The 17,687-nt window shown below is 37.5% G+C and carries 15 protein-coding genes and 2 tRNA genes; 10 read left to right on the top strand and 7 right to left on the bottom strand.

All coding sequences use genetic code 11. The features are described 5' to 3' along the window. Positions 1 to 14: 14 nt before the first annotated feature. Entirely contained in the window at positions 15 to 515 is a 501-nt protein-coding gene (locus tag HNP36_RS00870) for a hypothetical protein (RefSeq protein WP_184161671.1), read from the top strand. A gap of 113 nt (positions 516 to 628) precedes the next feature. Here HNP36_RS00870 and HNP36_RS00865 read toward each other — a convergent pair whose 3' ends face one another. After that, a complete protein-coding gene (locus HNP36_RS00865) occupies positions 629 to 1,663 on the bottom strand; it encodes a helix-turn-helix domain-containing protein (RefSeq protein ID WP_184161674.1) in 1,035 nt (344 codons plus the stop codon). Between the two features lie 682 nt (positions 1,664 to 2,345). Here HNP36_RS00865 and HNP36_RS00860 point away from each other — a divergent pair. The 5 genes from HNP36_RS00860 to HNP36_RS00840 are packed head-to-tail and all read left to right on the top strand — an operon-like array spanning position 2,346 to position 5,058. After that, a complete protein-coding gene (locus HNP36_RS00860) occupies positions 2,346 to 2,741 on the top strand; it encodes a transposase (RefSeq protein WP_228456205.1) in 396 nt (131 codons plus the stop codon). After that, positions 2,717 to 3,052: a helix-turn-helix domain-containing protein gene (locus tag HNP36_RS00855; protein WP_184161680.1), complete on the top strand. Its 336-nt coding sequence runs from the start codon at positions 2,717 to 2,719 to the stop codon at positions 3,050 to 3,052. The genes HNP36_RS00860 and HNP36_RS00855 overlap by 25 nt, the downstream gene beginning before the upstream one ends. 54 nt (positions 3,053 to 3,106) lie before the next feature. Beyond that, complete coding sequence (locus HNP36_RS00850; RefSeq protein WP_184161683.1) at positions 3,107 to 3,739, top strand: hypothetical protein; 633 nt, start codon at positions 3,107 to 3,109, stop codon at positions 3,737 to 3,739. A 14-nt stretch (positions 3,740 to 3,753) separates the two neighbouring features. Further along, positions 3,754 to 4,383, top strand: coding sequence for a hypothetical protein (locus tag HNP36_RS00845; RefSeq protein ID WP_184161687.1), 630 nt, complete (start codon positions 3,754 to 3,756; stop codon positions 4,381 to 4,383). A 3-nt stretch (positions 4,384 to 4,386) separates the two neighbouring features. After that, on the top strand, positions 4,387 to 5,058 hold the full coding sequence (locus tag HNP36_RS00840; protein ID WP_228456203.1) for a hypothetical protein: 672 nt from the start codon (positions 4,387 to 4,389) through the stop codon (positions 5,056 to 5,058). A gap of 335 nt (positions 5,059 to 5,393) precedes the next feature. On the opposite strand, the gene HNP36_RS00835 is transcribed toward HNP36_RS00840, so the two are convergent. Beyond that, positions 5,394 to 5,795, bottom strand: coding sequence for a hypothetical protein (locus HNP36_RS00835; protein WP_184161691.1), 402 nt, complete (start codon positions 5,793 to 5,795; stop codon positions 5,394 to 5,396). Positions 5,796 to 5,962: 167 nt separating this feature from the next. Between HNP36_RS00835 and HNP36_RS00830 the strand changes: the two genes are divergently transcribed. The 3 genes from HNP36_RS00830 to HNP36_RS00820 all read left to right on the top strand — a co-directional run bounded on the left by HNP36_RS00830 (position 5,963) and on the right by HNP36_RS00820 (position 8,458). After that, the gene (locus HNP36_RS00830) at positions 5,963 to 7,990 is read left to right on the top strand and encodes a M43 family zinc metalloprotease (protein ID WP_184161694.1); all 2,028 of its coding nucleotides are present in this window, start codon (positions 5,963 to 5,965) and stop codon (positions 7,988 to 7,990) included. Positions 7,991 to 8,277: 287 nt separating this feature from the next. Further along, positions 8,278 to 8,352 (top strand) — tRNA-Pro (locus HNP36_RS00825). A gap of 32 nt (positions 8,353 to 8,384) precedes the next feature. Beyond that, a tRNA-Arg gene (locus tag HNP36_RS00820) sits at positions 8,385 to 8,458 on the top strand. Positions 8,459 to 8,557: 99 nt separating this feature from the next. Here the strand turns inward: HNP36_RS00820 and HNP36_RS00815 are convergent. From HNP36_RS00815 to HNP36_RS00795, 5 genes are all read right to left on the bottom strand, one after another. Beyond that, positions 8,558 to 9,400 (bottom strand): SH3 domain-containing protein, encoded by an 843-nt coding sequence (locus tag HNP36_RS00815; RefSeq protein ID WP_184161697.1) that lies wholly within the window; start codon positions 9,398 to 9,400, stop codon positions 8,558 to 8,560. A 17-nt stretch (positions 9,401 to 9,417) separates the two neighbouring features. Beyond that, entirely contained in the window at positions 9,418 to 10,245 is an 828-nt protein-coding gene (prmA, locus tag HNP36_RS00810) for a 50S ribosomal protein L11 methyltransferase (RefSeq protein WP_184161700.1), read from the bottom strand. 311 nt (positions 10,246 to 10,556) lie between these two features. After that, entirely contained in the window at positions 10,557 to 11,270 is a 714-nt protein-coding gene (locus HNP36_RS00805) for a 3-ketoacyl-ACP reductase (protein ID WP_184161704.1), read from the bottom strand. Positions 11,271 to 11,505: 235 nt separating this feature from the next. Further along, entirely contained in the window at positions 11,506 to 12,252 is a 747-nt protein-coding gene (locus HNP36_RS00800; RefSeq protein ID WP_184161707.1) for a glycerophosphodiester phosphodiesterase family protein, read from the bottom strand. A gap of 61 nt (positions 12,253 to 12,313) precedes the next feature. Next, on the bottom strand, positions 12,314 to 15,409 hold the full coding sequence (locus HNP36_RS00795) for a TonB-dependent receptor (protein WP_184161710.1): 3,096 nt from the start codon (positions 15,407 to 15,409) through the stop codon (positions 12,314 to 12,316). A gap of 268 nt (positions 15,410 to 15,677) precedes the next feature. On the opposite strand from HNP36_RS00795, the gene ligA reads away from it, so the two are divergent. Further along, complete coding sequence (gene ligA, locus HNP36_RS00790; RefSeq protein WP_184161713.1) at positions 15,678 to 17,684, top strand: NAD-dependent DNA ligase LigA; 2,007 nt, start codon at positions 15,678 to 15,680, stop codon at positions 17,682 to 17,684. Positions 17,685 to 17,687: the final 3 nt, after the last annotated feature.

Below are 17,687 nucleotides of genomic sequence, written 5' to 3'. Positions count from 1 at the left end.
TAAATGAATTAAAAATGAAAAAAATAATAATATTAACCATTATTTTTGCCGGCCTGTCTTCCGTGAAATCACAGGTGGGTATGGGTAAAGCTTCTGTGGACGGAGATGCTATTCTGGATTTTCCTTTATCCACTACAGGAATTATTCTTCCAATGGTAGAAGCCCTTCCTACAGGAATCGCTGCAAGCAACGGAACATTCCTGCTGGATCAAACAGACCTTACCGTAAAGATGCGTGAAAATGACCTGTGGGTCCCGTTATCAGATGCCGGAAGTCTTACGGGCACAATGCCCAATACTTCAGGTGAACAGGGAGGAGGCGTTATTATTGGCGCTGCAAGCTCCCCCGCACAGGGTGTACTGGTACTTGAAGCTGCCAACAAGGCATTAATTTTACCTAAAGTTAACAACCCGGTAGCTAATATGAAAAGCCCGATAGCAGGAACGGTATGCTATGATACTGTAAGCAAAACAATGGCTGTATTTGATGGCCTTAAATGGAGCTTCTGGAAATAGATCCCGTTTAATATCAATAATTGAATCCGGCACCAATGGTGCCGGATTTTTTATTTAAAACAGTAAAGTCTTTGATTAATGCTGTACACTCAAATCACAAAAACAATTAATTGTCAGAGCGTTGAGGTATCATTTTTTTTCTGATTTAAAGCCGTTATATATTCTGATGGGGTTACTCCTTCAATCTGTTTAAATACCCGGTTAAAAGTAGACTGATTGGAAAAGCCCGACTCCGTATAGATATACATGAGAGTTACCCTGCTGATGTCATTTTCTTCAAGAAGCTTTTTTACATTCTCTATCCGGCAGATATTTAGATAATGGTTGAAATTTGAAAATCCGTTTAATTTAATTGATTTGGATATGTACAGGTTATTGGATTTCAAAATATTAGATAACTGGGAAATTGTAAAGCCCACATCTTTATAATAAGCCTTATTTTCTACAATTTCCTGCACTTCGCTAAATAAAAGAGCATATTTCTCTATACTTTCATTATCAGCATAGGCAGCTTTATCTTTTTCCACAGTAGTTTCAGCGGGCTCAGGCTGTTTATCCTCTCCGGAAAAGCCCATCCTGGTAAAAATGTTTTTCTCTATCTCCGCTTTTCTTATTTTTTCATTGTAGTAAAGCAAAAGACCGAATACAGCAATATTAGAGACTCCTACAAAAGTATCTGAGATTACAATGACCTTTACATCATTCAGGCTGAAATAATCAAAAACAAACATCTTGGTAAGGATGCTTACAGCTGCTATAATCAATAAAATATAAAGTGTATAGATATAAATATATTTTTTACCCAGAAAAATATGAGCCCCAAGCGGTACGGGCAGCAGCCACATGGCAGTGGCGGCAGAATATTTCCAGAAGTCCAGCATGATAAATCCGGCAAATAAAGGTGCATAGGCAATATACAGATGCACCAGCATTTTTATATTATAATTTTTACGGATAATCATAAACGTATAAAATAAAAACACGGAATAGGCAAGTGTGCAGGCTGCAAAAAAAGAATCTTTAATAACAAAGTAGAATACTAAAGAGTAAGTAAGCAGTATGCCCGACATTAAATATACGTACTGTGAGATGAGTTTTCTCTTTAATGCATCCACAGATCCATTCATAAATTCGTTATCAACTACCATCGTAATGTTTTTCAAAAAATAGCTTATACAAAATACTGATTATAAATTAATTATAAATATTAATGAAATTAAAAATTCTATTTATAGTTAAATTTTTTGATTGTTTTTATCAGTTAATTTTGCAAAAGTAAGTTACAAATTTAATAATATATGATAATATTTAAAATGATGGAAAATATAAATCGATTTTCATTTTCTTATACATAATTCATTATATAAAGATTAACGTTGAAAATTTATTCCAAAATTTTAAATAAGAACAATACTCAAGCCGTAAAAGGGCATATTTATAAAAAAACACAAAAATCAAATAGTATCAAATAATTTACAAACGAACAAATTTTTAGTATACATATTTTACAAATCAGACTTTACTGTTAGTTCAAATAGAAGATCAGCCTAGCTGTTCTGTAGTCTGTAAACACAAATGATGAATATTTTTAACACAATGACTATACAGAGAATTCCTATTCCCTTCCAGATTTTTCATGCCGATTACAATGATGTACCCAAAGTACATTACCTGCTCTGTATAGTTTTTTAAACATGTAAAAGATTTAAAATTTTCAAATGCTTATGATAAAAACACATTATTTCGCAACTTCCGAAAGCATATACCTTCACAATATCAACATTTCATATACCGTTTCAAATGAATTTTAAGAATATACACATTGGCTCAATGGTCAATAAACGCGTAGTGGAATGCGAGGTTGAAGTGCTGCGGATCTGTAAATTTTTCAACTGCACGGAGGATGAGGTTTTAGAAATGTATAATTCCAAAAGCCTGGATTCTGAAATTCTTTTGAAATGGAGTAAGATTTTAGAATATGATTTTTTCAGATTCTATTCCCAAAACCTGATCTTTTACTCTCCAGCTTCGCCGGGTATCAAAAAAAGGAAAAAGAAAGCAGATTCACAGATGCCCTATTTCCGTAAAAATATTTACACCAAAGAGGTAATCAATTTTATACTCGAAACGATTGAAAAAGGTGAAAAGACCAAAAGCCAGGTCGTTAATGAATATAATATTCCCAAAACAACTTTATACAAATGGATAGAGAAAAGCAAAAAATAACACAGCCTTATTATAAAAAGATTTTTACGGATATACTTACCCAAAAGTTTCCGGAAAAAATAGCTGAATGCCAGCCTATACTGTCTAAGAACGAGCTTAACGTTTTAGATGTTATCCAGCTCAACCAGCAGATTTTCGGTTCGGATGAGATTTCATCAGATAACCAGAAACTGCGTTCCTATGATGACGAGGCCATTATAAAAATATTGGAATATCAGAAAAAGTATAAGCTTAACAACACCCAGTTATCCAACCATTACAAATTAAGCAGAAATACTGTTGCAAAATGGAAAAACAGTTTTAAAATTTAAGCTATGCCTCTCCATTTGACACAAAAAAACGCATAACACAAACAACAATATTTAATGAATAAAATTATTTCGACAGTACTGCTCGCCGGTGCTCTTATTTCTGTGCGTGCACAAAATTCCGGAAACATCGGAATCAACACCTCCAATCCTGAAAAAGAGCTTACCGTAAACGGCACTATGAAAACTTCCGGTATGACCATAAAAGATCCTCTGGAAAAACTGGGGGCAGATGAAAATTATTCTTTTTTAATTAAATCTCCGGCCCCACAGAACAAAATAACGTCTTACAACGACAGCTTTGTGCCTACTACCCCGGCCCCGATTAACCTGATCCAGTTCAAAATCAGCTGCGACCCTTCCAATAAGGATTGGGTAGATGAATATGACACCAAGATCAACGCAGGCAAATTTCTGGTTGTACTCTCATCCTTTGGCTTTACACAGCCGGTATATACCATCATGAGTAAAGTAGCGACACCAGTACCCCAGATTTTCGCTTACCCAAAAGGCGGAACATGGAGACTTAAAGCTGATTATGCAGGATTTAAACCCGCAGATTCTCTTCCTGCCGGGATCTGGACTCTCAATTTATTGGTTTTCGATAAAGCCTATACAAAACAGTTTAATAATACCCAGAATCTCAGCGGTTCTGCTAACGGATCTGCGGCAGCTCCATTGATCCAATAACCAAATAAAATAGAATGAAAAAAATAATACTGCCATTATTGGGGCTTTTTACCTTTCTGCATTTGGACGCACAGGTGGGTATAAAAACAACAACTCCCAAAGGAATGCTGGATGTTACAGGCGCAACTCTGATAGAGTCTTATGTCATTGATACCAAGAATGCCAATGCCACAGGAAATTATTACCTGCTTACCCGCTCCAAAGACACAACACCGGTAGGAAAGGTAAAATTGCTGGATATTGCTCTTAGAAATGTGGCACCTGTAAATACCTACACCATTACTTTGAATAACGTAAACCAGGATGATGTTGTCAAACTGAATACAGGATTGGAAACAAGCAAATATGTTGTTGCCATTACCGGTGCTGTTTTTACTGCAGCCGAGCTAAAAATGAACCCGGGTGATCAGTCATATGGCGCCTATTCTACAGAAGTTACCACTGTTACCAACGCAGGCCAAACCTATAACGCCATTAATTTAAGCTTTCAGGGAGCGGGTACGGTTTCCGCACAAAACGGGACATGGACGCTTACACTCTGCGTTTATGAAAAAGCACTCATAAAAGACTGGGGAACCTACTCAGGTTCTGTAGACGATTCATATACAGGAACTTCAACTAACACACCGGCAGGTCTTCGATAAATCATGGAAAGAAAAATTTACAGTACAGTCATTGCATTGATGATGAGCCTATTCATTAATGCTCAAAACAGTAAAGTAGGAATAAATACCGCCAATCCTACAGAAACATTGGACGTAAACGGGGCAAGCTATACCAATTCCCTCTATCTCAGGAATCCCGGCGAACCCGACAAAACGGGTGGCCACTTTCTCGCCACCTCCAAAAACACACTGGACCTTTATGATCCGACTCTTGAAAGCAGCGGATTATTTAATTATATAAATCTTACCCTTACAGGAGTACCTTTTACCGGTCTTACTGATTATGATACTAAAATTGATGCTTCCAAATTTTTAGTGGTTGTTCACAATTATTCATTCAAGCTCAATAACGGCTCCACTGAAGTGGCACTGGATTACGGAAGTAACGGGATTAATGACAAGATACAGGGCTCTCCTAATATCACAGCATTCCGCAGCAACGGGACCTGGCATATCACAGCCAATTTTACCAACAGTAAGCTGCTGGATTATACTACGGGATACCCGGACGGAACTTATAACAATTTTACCATTGATTTATATCTTATGGCTTATAAATATCTTATTACCAAACAGAATATCAATGACACTGTTCAGGATCTGGGCGGTACAAACGGTTCTACACAAGCCTTAAGTAAGCCTTCAGGATTTTAAATACAAATATTAAACTCATATTCATTGATAAGAAAGTCATGATATGATTTGAAAATTATTACAAATTACCACAAAAAGCTTACAATCATTATTGCAAGCTTTTTGTGGTTTTATACTTTCTTTATTTACTTCATAAAAGATCAATCTTTTATATTTACTACTAAAAAGTCAAATGACAATTCGGTACCATCTTATTTCCCGGCACTATACATTGGTAATTCGCATGAAGAATAACAAATCTTACGAAAATTTTATGACTGAAAATATTCCCTTTATTTGTTTATAAGAAAGAAAATTCAGAAATCCTTTGTCTTTAAAATCTAGTTGATAAGTAATTAACGTATGTTATTTTTAGGAAACTTCTGTTTAACCTTTCTATCGCTAAAAAGAGCATTGTATAAATTTTCCAATTCTTTCGGGGGATTTCCGGCATCAAAATTTGACGATTCATACACCTTTCCACCTTTCGTAATCAGTATACTGGAATATAAGGCCCGGTCTCCAAACCTTCCTTCTGTAGGGGATTGAAACGAAGCAATCTTACTCAGGTCGATAGCTTCCGCATTCTTTACAATATTTTCCCAGTTTACAGCGGATAATATTGAAGTTGTTACATTTCCATTAACGGATGTAATTTTAGAATCCGGAGTGAACGTAATCAGTCTGTTTGTGCCTCTTGTCTGTTCAGTAACTTCAATTTTTTCAATTTTAGATTTTGCCTGTAAGCCGTTTGACATAATTACATCTTTATCCTTTTTTTGTTGAGAAGTACAACTCAAACTACATAAAAAAACAAAAATGAATGCAATTGAAAATCTATACATCATTTGATTTATTTTTAAAAAAACGTTTAAAAATAATAATAAAAATTAATATATTTGACAATTAATCAAAATATATTCAGATGATGAGTAAAACTACTTTTAAATTCCCGTTTTTACTTTTTTTAACACTTTTCTGTTTAGCTTTTGGCCAAAAGAAAAACTCTCAGGATAAGATTGTTTTTGGCAAAACCTATACATTGGAGGAACTAAGAAAAACAAATGGTTTTGTAAGATGTGCTTCTACAGAATATGAAGACATGCTGCAAAAGAAAGATCCGAAAAGGATGACTGAGCAAGAATTTGAAAACTGGATTGGCCCGTTGATCGCCAATGCACAGGCAAACAAATCTCAGAACGGCGGAATTATTACAATTCCTGTTGTAGTGCACGTTATTCACAGCGGACAGGCTTTGGGTACTGCACCTAACATTACTGACACACAGGTTCAGTCCCAGATTACTGTAATGAATAATGATTACAGAAAACTGGCAGGAACTCCGGGAGCCAATACCAGCCCTGTAGGAGCAGATACGATGATTCAGTTTGCATTGGCAAAAGTTGACCCTAAAGGCAACCCTACAAATGGGATAGACCGTGTAAACCTTTGCCAAACTTCATGGGCAACAGCAGCTATTGACACTTACGTAAAACCAACTACCATCTGGGATCCTACAAAATACATGAATATGTGGAGCGTAAACTTCTCTGACGCAGAGCTACTTGGTTATGCACAATTTCCATCTAATTCTACTCTACCCGGACTTAATACAAATGGCGGGTATGCTGATACCGATGGTGTAGTAGCTAACTATGCAACTTTTGGAAGCAGCACATATAATGACGGAACATTTTTATTAAGTGCTCCTTATGACCGTGGAAGAACAATGACACACGAAGTAGGACACTTCTTAGGGTTGAGACATATCTGGGGAGATTTAAACTGTGGAACAGATTACGTTGCAGATACTCCAACACACAGAACTTCCAATGGAGGATGCCCAACACACCCAAAAGCAAATTCTTGCGGAACTCCTGATGAAATGTTTGAAAATTACATGGATTATACATATGATACATGTATGAACATTTTTACGATTAACCAGAAGGACAGAATGGTTGCTGTAATGAATAATTCTCCCAGAAGAATGGAACTGAAAACTTCAACCGCAGATCTTCCTATTCCATTATTTGCTAATGATGCTGAACTTAAAGGAGAAAGAAACTGTAGTCAGACAGCATGTGCTGATTCTCCAGCGCCCGTTACTGTTCAGTTTTCGCTTTACAACAGAGGTACAAGCTCGATTACATCAGCTGTAATTACCTACACTGTAAATGGTGGACCTGTACAGACTATGAACTGGAATGGAAATCTGGCACAGGATAAATATGCTATTGTTAATATTCCTACTGGCACAGCTACCGGTAATATTTCAGCACAAATTACATCTGTTAATGGGACCGCAGACCAAAGAGCAAGTAATAATACAGCATCTGTATTGATAGGAAATATAGCGCCTGTATCAAACACAAACTTCACATTCGAATTACAGCTTGACTATTGGGGTTCTGAAACAACATGGGCTCTAACTAACAGTGCAGGTAATGTACTTTACAGTGGTGGTCCATATGCAGATGTTCCAAATCCAAATGCAAGCACCCCGCTTCCTACATTAATAACTGAAAACTGGGTATTACCTCTTAATGACTGTTATACCATTACTGTTAACGACAGCTATGGTGACGGTTTTTATGAATATGAAGGATATTACAGAATTTTAAATTCAGCAGGCGTACCTATAATTGCAGGTAATGATTTTACTGATACGCAAGAAAGAAAATTTAAGGTTGTTGGTGCATTAGCTACAGGCGAAGTAACTAAGGAAAAAAATACTGTTGGCATTTATCCAAACCCTGTAAGCGATATTTTAAATGTTACCAATATTGCCAATGATACCAAGTATGAAATTCACAATGCTGTTGGTCAGATTGTAAAAACAGGTACTATTGCAGATCAGAAAATACATGTATCTGAATTAACGAAAGGAACCTATTTCATTACATTTAAAAATGATAAAAAAGCAGAAAGCGTAAAATTTATAAAAAAGTAAATTGAACTTGCACTGCAGTTTTATTATAAAAAGTAAAGCCTCTGGATTTTTTCCAGAGGCTTTTTGCTGATCTTTTCTGAAATTGAAATATTATTACAACGTAAAATACTGATATTTAATACAAAATACTCTTTAAGCCTGAAAAGCCCATATTTCTTGTACTAATTACTGCCTGATAAAGTTCATTAATATTTTATTTTTTTTCAAAATTCTCTTTTTTATTAAAAATAAATTTCTATCTTTGCACTCGCAAAAACGAAGTAAAATTCGCTTAGATGACCATCAATCGGGGCGTAGCGTAGTCCGGTCATCGCGCCTGGTTTGGGACCAGGAGGTCGCAGGTTCGAATCCTGCCGCCCCGACTGTTTTATTAATTTTCTCAAAATTATTTAATGGGTGCGTAGCTCAGCTGGATAGAGCATCTGCCTTCTAAGCAGACGGTCAAAGGTTCGAATCCTTTCGCGCTCACTCAGGAAGACTTTACAGAAATGTAGAGTCTTTTTTGTTTTTACTCAATTTGAAGCAGATCATAAAAAAACCGCTGCAATCTCTACAGCGGTTTTATTTTTATTTGAGTCTATAAGAATCTCCATTCCACAGATAGGTTTTGGAAGACCGTTTTTTCTTTTCCCTGTCTTTGTCATCTTTTTCCATTTCTTCCATTTTAAAAATAAAGGCGCCGGGAATCCCTCCTTTATCATTAGGAAATACAAATTCTTCAGAGTGGTAATATACATCTGCATCCCCAACGTTCATCAGCTGTGGCAGGATAACTAATTTCTTATTCCTGAAGAACACATACTGATCGTAACTTGCAATTCCGCATGCCTCACCGGAAACCCTAGCTTTAAGGGTCAGTTCCACGTTTTGTAACTTATGGCCGCTTTCAACAGTAAATGTTGCATAACTCAGTTCCTCTCCACTTCCTGTATCAAAATAAACCTCATCAATCAGATTGGTACCCTCAATAACTTTTATTCCGGCAATATTCTGCTTTATGGTTTCATTATAATCTTTATTTTTCCTGTCTACTGTTTTGGAGAGACCGAAAAGGAAATCGTAACCGTTTTTGTTTCGGTAACCAATGCACAGATTGCCTCCCCAGATATAACCTTCCGAAACCAATTCTCCTTTCTGATACGATATCTTATACCAATTGGCACCTCTTTCCCCCAATCTTAAGACAGATTCTTCCTTTTTAAGAATCATTACCTGCTGATTGGTCTGCAATGAATCTGTTATTTCAGATTTTACATCCGGTAGTTTTCTCACTCTGGTCCAGTCTGTAAAGATTTTCTGGGTTTTATTTTCTTCAAAGCCAAAAACTCCATCAGCATACACCATATTATCATCCTGTGCCGAAATAAATTGCAACACCATTAAAAACAACCCGGTTATTAAAGATTTCATAGTAATATTCTGTTTTATTATTTTTCCAGTAGCAGACTTACCCATTCTTCACGCTGCAGCTTCTTTTTAAGCTCCAATCCGTTTTCTTTACATACTTCAAGGATGTCATCCACATCGAAGAAACACAGCCCTGAAAGCAGTAATTTTCCTCCTTCATTCAATACGGAAACATAGGTTGGAATATCAGAGATCAGTATATTTCTGTTGATATTGGCAAGAATGATATCAAAATTTTCTTTCCCCAAATTTTCGGCAGTTCCCTGTTCAATATCAAGTTCAACATTATTTCTGGCTGCATTTTCTTTTGAATTTTCAACAGACCACTCATCGATGTCGATAGCTTTTGTATCTCCCGCACCGATTTGTTTTGCGTAAATTGCCAGGACTGAAGTTCCACAGCCCATATCCAGTACTTTCTTACCGCTGAAATCAATATCCATCATCTGCTGGATCATCAGGTGTGTTGTAGGATGATGCCCTGTTCCGAAAGACATTTTAGGCTGAATGATAATTTCATGCATTCCCGGTACAGATTCATGGAATTCTGCCCTGATCAGCACTTTATCATCAATATTGATGGGTGAGAAGTTTTTTTCCCACTCTTCGTTCCAGTTGATATTAGGCATTTCTTCGTAAGTATAGCTGATCTGTACATTTTCGTTCTCAAAAAGAGGCAGTGCCTTAAGTTCTTCTTCTTTAAACAATTCTTTCTGGATATATCCTAAAATTCCGTCGATTTCTTCTGTAAAGCTGTCAAAACCTATTTCGATAAGCTCTGCCATTAATATCTCGTTCCATGGCTGCAATGGAGAAATCCTGAAATTGAATTCTAAATAATTTTGCATGTGAGTCAATAATTTAGTACAAAAATAGGAATGTTATTATTGTTAAAAAAATTGAAGTGACATGAGTATTGTATATTTTGAGAATAATGGGGGTTTATTTTAATCGCAAAGAAGCAAAGTTTCTATGGACAGAATGTTTTTAAGACCGCAAAGGTGTTAATACTTAGCAGAGGATGAGGGATTTTTATGTTTTGGCTAAAGCCGGATGAATTTACATTCATTGAAAAAGCGGGCTAAAGCCCGCTCCTATTGAATATTTTACCGTTTTAATAATGTGTTCAATTATTCTGTAACACGAATCCCGACAACTTCTACGGATTCGTAGAGAAAATAGAACCATTAGCAATTAATACTCTTCTGTTCATTTTTAAAATATCCCTTACCCATTCTGCAAAATCTTCAGGCTGAAGTACTTTATCGGGATTCCCGTCTGTAAGTCCACTCTGGATACTCAAATCGGAAGCAATGGTGCTTGGTGTTAAGGTGATTACACGGATATTCTGCTTTCTCCATTCTGCCATCATGGATTGTGACAGGGAAACCACTGCAGCTTTTGAAGCTGCATAAGCTGACATATTAGGACCGCCTTTCAAACCTGCGGTAGATGCTACGTTTACAATATCTCCCTCGCCTTTAGCTTTCATAAACGGGTAAACTGCTTTTGCAGCGTAATACACCCCGAACAGATTGGTTTTAATGACCTGCTCCCAGGTTTCGGAAGGCATTTCTTCGATGGTTCCAAAATCTCCTATTCCTGCGTTATTAATCAGAATATCAATACCTCCCAATTGTTCTGCCAAAGATTCTATTCCGGCTTTTACCTGAATTTCATTGTCTACAGAAAAAACGGCATATGTTGAGTTTACTCCAAATTGCCTGATCTCTTCAACCGTCATTTTAAGGTTTTCTTCATTTCTTCCTGTAATGGCAACATTTACTCCTTCATTTGCCAAAGCAAGGGCAACTGCTTTTCCAAGTCCTCTTCCGCCACCTGTTACAATGGCATTCTTTCCGTTTATATTCATAATACTATTATTTCTCATACAAATTTACGAAAGAACATTTTTATAGTGCCGCAATCACACTGATTTAACGGAATTTTAATTTTTAATATTATACTGAAAATTGTAATGAATTTTTTAAGAAAATATAACAAACCAAGTTCAAAATACTGGTTTTCATATATATAAAACAGCCTGTTCCTAAAAAGAAACAGGCTATGTACATGTATTATACGGCTTTATTTTAAAACCAAATCTGTTATTTATTTTTTAACTGGTCCGGAATATTAGTAGTCACAAAACCTATCCCTTGTTTTTTCAGTTCTTCATAAACAGCAGGATCATTCACTGTCCAGGAATTTGTAATAAGCCCTAATGCTTTTGCATCGGAGATCCATGCAGGGTTTTTCTGGAATACGCTGTAATGATAATCCATTCCGTCAAGGCCTTCTTTTTTGATCTGTTCAGGAGACAGTTCTCCGTTCAGGTATTGTACTTTGAATTTTGGCTCAAGCTTTTTGATCTCTTTGCAGATATTCAGGCTGAAAGAAATATATTCACACTGCCCTTCCAGCTTCATATCTTTGATCATTTTCAGGGTTTTCTGAGTGATCTCGTTTTCTATTTCCGGAGTTTTGGCGGGCTTGATCTCAACAATAAGCTTTAAAGACGGATCTTTTTTACCCTGTTTCAGGTAATCTTTCAATGTGGGGAACTTTTCACCGTTAGATAATTTCAATGCTTCCAGTTCTTTGAAGGAGGTTTCGGAAATCTCCATTTCCCCATGATGTTCATCGTGATTGATGACCAGAATACCGTCTTTGGTCATTCTCACATCAAATTCGGATCCGTATATCTTTAATTTCTGGGCGTTTTCCAAAGATGTAATGGAATTTTCTGTTGTGGGCGGCTGAGACTGGAAATAGCCTCTGTGCGCAATAATCTGGGTTTGTGCCTGCATTGCTACTGTACTTAAAACTGTTAACCCTAAGATAAATTTTTTCATAATATAATTGGATAATTAAATAAAAAACTTAAAAACGTTTGATAAAGGTAGTGCTTAAATATTAAAAGCTGTACTTAGCACCAATCTGGATCTGGTAAGGATTCCCGGAAAGCGGCGCTAAACCGCTGGTATTCTTAACGTATTCAAACTGTTTCGTAACCTGATTGAATTTAGTAACCCTGTACAAAGCCATATTTCCATAGGATTTGTTCACACCCCATTCTTTATTAAGGAGATTGGCAACGTTAAAGATGTCTACGGAAAACTCAAATGCGCCGATCTTTTCAAACTTAATTTTCTTTGCCACACGAACATCCCAGACTCCGTAAAAACCATTTTTACCCCCGTTACGTTCTGCAATGGCGTTGTTGTATTTTTCGACATAGTCTTTCAGTGCCTGCCCTACTTCCGGATCATTAAGAAGCGGTTGGGTGATGATTTCCGGAAAGATGTAAGCCAGATCGTTGGAATCCACAAAATCCCCATTGATATTTCCACCTGCAGTTACTGAGAAACGCGTTCCTCCGATACCTGAATATCTTAATCCCAGCGTAAACCCTGCTACGGTAGGTGAGTTACCGTAAATAACAATTTTATTCCTGAACTGGTTATCGGAATAAGTCATTCTAAGGTCTCTTGGGTCGCTCTGGATCATAGTGAACAGTGTTGCTGAATTGGCTACGTTTCCGTTGTATGATGTATTATCTTTAATATCGGACCATGTATAACTCGCTGTGATCTCCCCATCTTTCCAGTAACGGTAGCTGGTATCCACCACAAATGAGAACTGATTCACTTTTCCGTCACTTACAAGCTCTAATACTCTTCCGAAATTATTATTGATTCTTCCGTATTTCCAGTCTACTTTTGCTCCCTGGATTGAAGAAGCCGGCACATAAACCCCTCTTCCTCCTTCATTAGCCAATGTAAAATATGGATTGGAAACCATGTTCCGGTCATAATAGAAATAATTGTTTCTTCCTAAAGCCATATATCCTGCAATTCCCGCTCTGAATCTCTCATTGAAGAAATGAGTATAGGAAATATTAGCCTTGTAAACGATTGGGATTTTGGCATCTTCTCCTGTATAATTGATAGTTGGGATCTGATACTGAGAAAGTGTAGGAACCGTACTGTAATCATTCCTGTAGCTGTAGAAATCAGGTGTAAGACCTATGGCAGAAGGGTCTACATCTACTGTTGCCAGGTGCTTTCCGTCAAAGACAAGATTATTGATAATCATATAGTTGTTGATATCAGAAGAGAAAATTCCTGCTCCGAATTTCAGGAAGTCTTTGTTCTGCTCGTTGAAGTTCCATTCAATCTGGAATCTTGGCTGGATGACAAAAGATTTGATCTTATTATCCGTTCTGATTCCCATTTCATCATATAATTTCTGGTTGAATTCAGCTTTGGGATAGCCTCCGTAGTCTAATCTTAAACCGGCCATTAAATCCAGACCTTTGGCAATCTTCGTCTGAAACTGCCCATAAACTCCAATGTTCCATATGTTTGATCTCACGGACGTATCTTCCATTAAAGGTACTTCCCTGTAAAACCTGTAGGCCGTAAGGTTGTTAAAATTATAGAGATTGCCGGGGTTGGCAGCTTCTTCCCTGAAATGAAATCTCCCGTTCACCTCGCTTCCGTATACCGATTTCGCTGTGGTATACATCAGATCCGTCCCGAAAGTATATTTTACTTTATCTGTATTGTAATACAAATTATCTACAACCTGGATGACATTATTTCTAAAGCTTTCCTGGCCAAAACGGTGTCCCCCGATCTGGATATTGGTAGCCCCGATCCCCGGAGAAATAATATTTTCTACAATCGCTCTTGGAACCGGTTTTCCAAGCTCACTGTTCTGGTAACTGTCCTGGAAGGTATAAAGGTATTGTGCTTTAAGTTCGTTCGTTAAATTAGGTTTTAAATTCGATCTTAAGGTTAAAAGTAAACTGTTGTCCAGGTTTTTATCATTTCCGTAAGATTCGAAGAAATTGATATTGGTATTGTCTCCCAATCCGTTTTTATTCAGATCGTAGGTAAAGTTGTTTCTTAAGGTTAATAAATGCCTGGGACTGATCTGCCAGTCTAAACGTAAAAACCCTGCATCAGAATTTCTCACTTTATCAAAGGTCCCGAACTGAGGTGAGTTCCCTACCCCATACTTCTTTCTCGCAATATCAAGGAAATTATTCAGGGTTTGTGTTGTTACATTAAACCTCTTTTCATCATCCGGAGATTTGATATCTGCAATAATCAAAGGTCTTGAATCCAGCTGGTGATCCCAGGCAACGAAGAAGTGTAATTTATTCTTAATGATCGGTCCGCCCAGTGAAAACCCAAACTGGGAAGTAGAGAAATCATTTTCCCTTTTGTTTCCCCTGATATCATACGGACTGGAAAGCCAATTGGTTCTTAAATACTCCCATGCACTTCCTGAAAATTTATTCGTTCCGGATTTTGTAACAGCACTTACGGTTCCTCCACCGCTTCTTCCTAAGGTTACATCGTACTGGTTGGTGGTAATTTTAAATTCCCTTACAGCTTCTATCGAAATAGAAAACGGTGCACTGCTCCTGCTGGTGGTAGCTCCCGCAGAGGTTGGGTTTTTAGCCGTCATCCCATCAATGGTAAAATTGGTTGAAGATCCCAGCTGCCCGGATAAATTTCCACCTTTCCCGCTTAATGGTGATAATTCGGTAAGATTGTTGAAATTTCTTCCATTGACCGGGAGAATGCTGATATTCTTAGCAGAAATAGCTGTAGCCGCCCCGAGGTTTCCGATTTTGTTTTTCAGGTTTCCGGTAACCACAACTTCTTCTATCTGGTTTTGTGTGCCGCCTAAACTCATATTGACCGTAACCTGATCCCCGAAGTTGACGCTGTATCCTTCTTTCTTTTCATCATTCACAATAACCGTATAAGGCCCGCCAAGAGGAATTTCTTTAAAGATATATTCTCCCTTCGAATTGGTCTCCGTCTCCGTCCTGAACCCTGTAGACTCATTCACAATCGTTACTTTCACTCTTTCCTGAGCAGTACTGCCCAGCCCTGTTACTTTTCCCACAATAGAAGCCTGCGTAGTCTGTGCATACGTCAGTGTTCCAAATCCCAAAAACAATAATCCTAGTACAATCTTTACTTTTCTCATCTCTTCCGAAAATCTTTTTATTAATTTTTATGACTCAAATCAGATGTGCAAAGGTATTTTGACTTTCCGGACTGCCTGTTTAAGGGAGCTTTAACAAATTTTCAATTAAATCATAACGCGATGTTAAATTAATTTAAACAATTGTTTTAAAATAAAGACAGCCAGCTGCTTAAAGCATATTACAGCTTTTTAATATTTGTATAATATTTAATTACAGTATTTTTTAATGAAATTAGTTTAGCTATTTTTGCTCAAAAGATAGAAAGCAATGCCTGAAAACATACAGCAAAAAATAGAACAGCTCCGCAAAGAGCTTCATCAGCATAACGAAAATTACTACCTTCTGGACGCAGCCACCATCTCGGATTATGAGTTTGATATGCTTCTGGAACAACTGCAGGATCTGGAAGCAAAATACCCTGAATTCTATGACGAAAACTCACCTACCGTACGTGTGGGCGGTGGTATTACCAAAGTTTTTCCAACGGTTCAGCATAAATTCAGAATGTATTCCCTGGATAATTCTTATGATTTTGATGATCTTGAAGATTGGGAGAAGAGAATTATCAAGACCATCAATGATCCTGTAGAATTTGTTGCAGAGCTGAAATACGATGGCGCTTCTATCTCTATCCTGTATGAAAACGGAAAACTGGCGCAGGCTGTAACACGCGGTGACGGTTTTCAAGGGGATGAAATTACGGCAAATGTCCGCACTATTTCGGATATTCCTTTGACATTGAAAGGTGATTTCCCTGCTCATTTTTTCATGAGAGGTGAAATTTACCTGACCCGGAAAAATTTTGACAAAATTAATAAACTCCGTGAAGAAGAGGGCTTAGATCCTTTTATGAATCCGAGGAATACTGCCAGCGGAAGTTTAAAAATGCAGGACAGCGGTGAGGTAAGAAAGCGCGGATTGTCATCTGTACTTTATCAGTTTATTTCTGAAGATATTCCGGCAGAAAGTCACTGGGAGCTGCTGCAAAAAGCACAAAGCTGGGGTTTTAAGACTTCGCAGCAGGCCAAACTCTGCAAAACGATGGATGAGGTTAAAGAATTCATCAGCTTCTGGGATAACGAAAGACATCATCTTCCTTTTGAAATTGACGGTATCGTTTTAAAGGTAAATTCTTTACAGCAGCAAAGACAACTTGGCTATACGGCAAAATCACCAAGATGGGCTATGGCTTATAAATTCAAAGCTGAAAAGGTAGAAACTGAACTTCAGAGTGTTTCTTACCAGGTGGGAAGAACAGGCGCAATTACCCCGGTTGCCAACCTGAAGCCTGTTTTACTGGCAGGAACCATTGTTAAAAGAGCTTCTCTTCACAATGAAGACATTATCAAAAAGCTCGATCTGCACGAACATGATTTTGTTTATGTGGAAAAAGGCGGCGAGATCATCCCGAAAATCGTAGCTGTCAATACCGAAAAAAGAACAGTAGAAAGTAAAGAGATAGAATACATCAAACACTGTCCTGAATGCGGGACGGAGCTTGTAAAAATAGAAGACCAGGCCATTCATTTCTGCCCGAATGAACTTCACTGTCCGCCTCAGGTGGTAGGAAGAATGATCCATTACGTTTCCAGAAAGGCCCTGAATATTGAAAACCTGGGAAGCGAAACAATTGAGCAGCTTTACAGGGAAAAACTGATTGAAAATCCGGCAGACTTCTATACCTTAAAAAAAGAACAGCTTCTTCCTCTTGAAAGAATGGCGGAAAAATCTGCCCAGAATATTATTTCGGGAATTGAAAAATCGAAAGAAATTCCTTTTGAAAAGGTGCTTTACGGAATCGGGATCAAGCATGTGGGTGAAACGGTTGCCAAAAAGCTGGTGAAAAATTTTGCCACTATTGATGAGTTAAAAGCTGCCACTGCAGAAGAGCTTTGCCAGGTGGAAGATATTGGAACCAAGATTGCCGTAAGCATTGTAGAGTTTTTCAATAACCCGGAAAATGTACTGATGATCGAGCGTTTGAAATCTTATGGAGTACAGCTTGAAAAGGGTGAAAGCACCAATGAGGTTCTATCCAATGTTCTGGAAGGAAAGGCTTTCCTTTTTACCGGAAAACTATCGCTTTTTACAAGGGAACAGGCTGAGGAAATGGTGGAAAAGCATGGCGGAAAAAATATTTCTGCTGTGTCTAAAAACCTCAATTTCCTTGTAGTTGGGGAAAAGGCCGGAAGCAAACTGAAAAAGGCCCAGGATATAGGAACCATCACAATTCTGGATGAACAGGAGTTTCTGGATCTGATAGAAAAGCAGTAATTT

Origin of the sequence: Chryseobacterium shigense, from assembly GCF_014207845.1 — a bacterium.
GTDB classification, from domain to species: Bacteria; Bacteroidota; Bacteroidia; order Flavobacteriales; family Weeksellaceae; genus Chryseobacterium; species Chryseobacterium shigense_A.
The sequence above is the reverse complement of the archived record's forward strand: the minus strand, read 5'-3'. Positions and strand labels throughout refer to the sequence as shown.

What these genes read in the sequence shown, in the direction of transcription:
- HNP36_RS00865 (WP_184161674.1), bottom strand. Translation starts at nt 1,663, where the DNA reads ATGGTAGTTGATAACGAATTTATGAATGGATCTGTGGATGCATTAAAG.
- HNP36_RS00855 (WP_184161680.1), top strand. Translation starts at nt 2,717, where the DNA reads ATGGATAGAGAAAAGCAAAAAATAACACAGCCTTATTATAAAAAGATT.
- HNP36_RS00795 (WP_184161710.1), bottom strand. Translation starts at nt 15,409, where the DNA reads ATGAGAAAAGTAAAGATTGTACTAGGATTATTGTTTTTGGGATTTGGA.
- HNP36_RS00805 (WP_184161704.1), bottom strand. Translation starts at nt 11,270, where the DNA reads ATGAATATAAACGGAAAGAATGCCATTGTAACAGGTGGCGGAAGAGGA.
- HNP36_RS00835 (WP_184161691.1), bottom strand. Translation starts at nt 5,795, where the DNA reads ATGTCAAACGGCTTACAGGCAAAATCTAAAATTGAAAAAATTGAAGTT.
- HNP36_RS00800 (WP_184161707.1), bottom strand. Translation starts at nt 12,252, where the DNA reads ATGAAAAAATTTATCTTAGGGTTAACAGTTTTAAGTACAGTAGCAATG.
- ligA (WP_184161713.1), top strand. Translation starts at nt 15,678, where the DNA reads ATGCCTGAAAACATACAGCAAAAAATAGAACAGCTCCGCAAAGAGCTT.
- HNP36_RS00840 (WP_228456203.1), top strand. Translation starts at nt 4,387, where the DNA reads ATGGAAAGAAAAATTTACAGTACAGTCATTGCATTGATGATGAGCCTA.
- HNP36_RS00860 (WP_228456205.1), top strand. Translation starts at nt 2,346, where the DNA reads ATGGTCAATAAACGCGTAGTGGAATGCGAGGTTGAAGTGCTGCGGATC.
- HNP36_RS00830 (WP_184161694.1), top strand. Translation starts at nt 5,963, where the DNA reads ATGATGAGTAAAACTACTTTTAAATTCCCGTTTTTACTTTTTTTAACA.
- HNP36_RS00815 (WP_184161697.1), bottom strand. Translation starts at nt 9,400, where the DNA reads ATGAAATCTTTAATAACCGGGTTGTTTTTAATGGTGTTGCAATTTATT.
- HNP36_RS00870 (WP_184161671.1), top strand. Translation starts at nt 15, where the DNA reads ATGAAAAAAATAATAATATTAACCATTATTTTTGCCGGCCTGTCTTCC.
- prmA (WP_184161700.1), bottom strand. Translation starts at nt 10,245, where the DNA reads ATGCAAAATTATTTAGAATTCAATTTCAGGATTTCTCCATTGCAGCCA.
- HNP36_RS00850 (WP_184161683.1), top strand. Translation starts at nt 3,107, where the DNA reads ATGAATAAAATTATTTCGACAGTACTGCTCGCCGGTGCTCTTATTTCT.
- HNP36_RS00845 (WP_184161687.1), top strand. Translation starts at nt 3,754, where the DNA reads ATGAAAAAAATAATACTGCCATTATTGGGGCTTTTTACCTTTCTGCAT.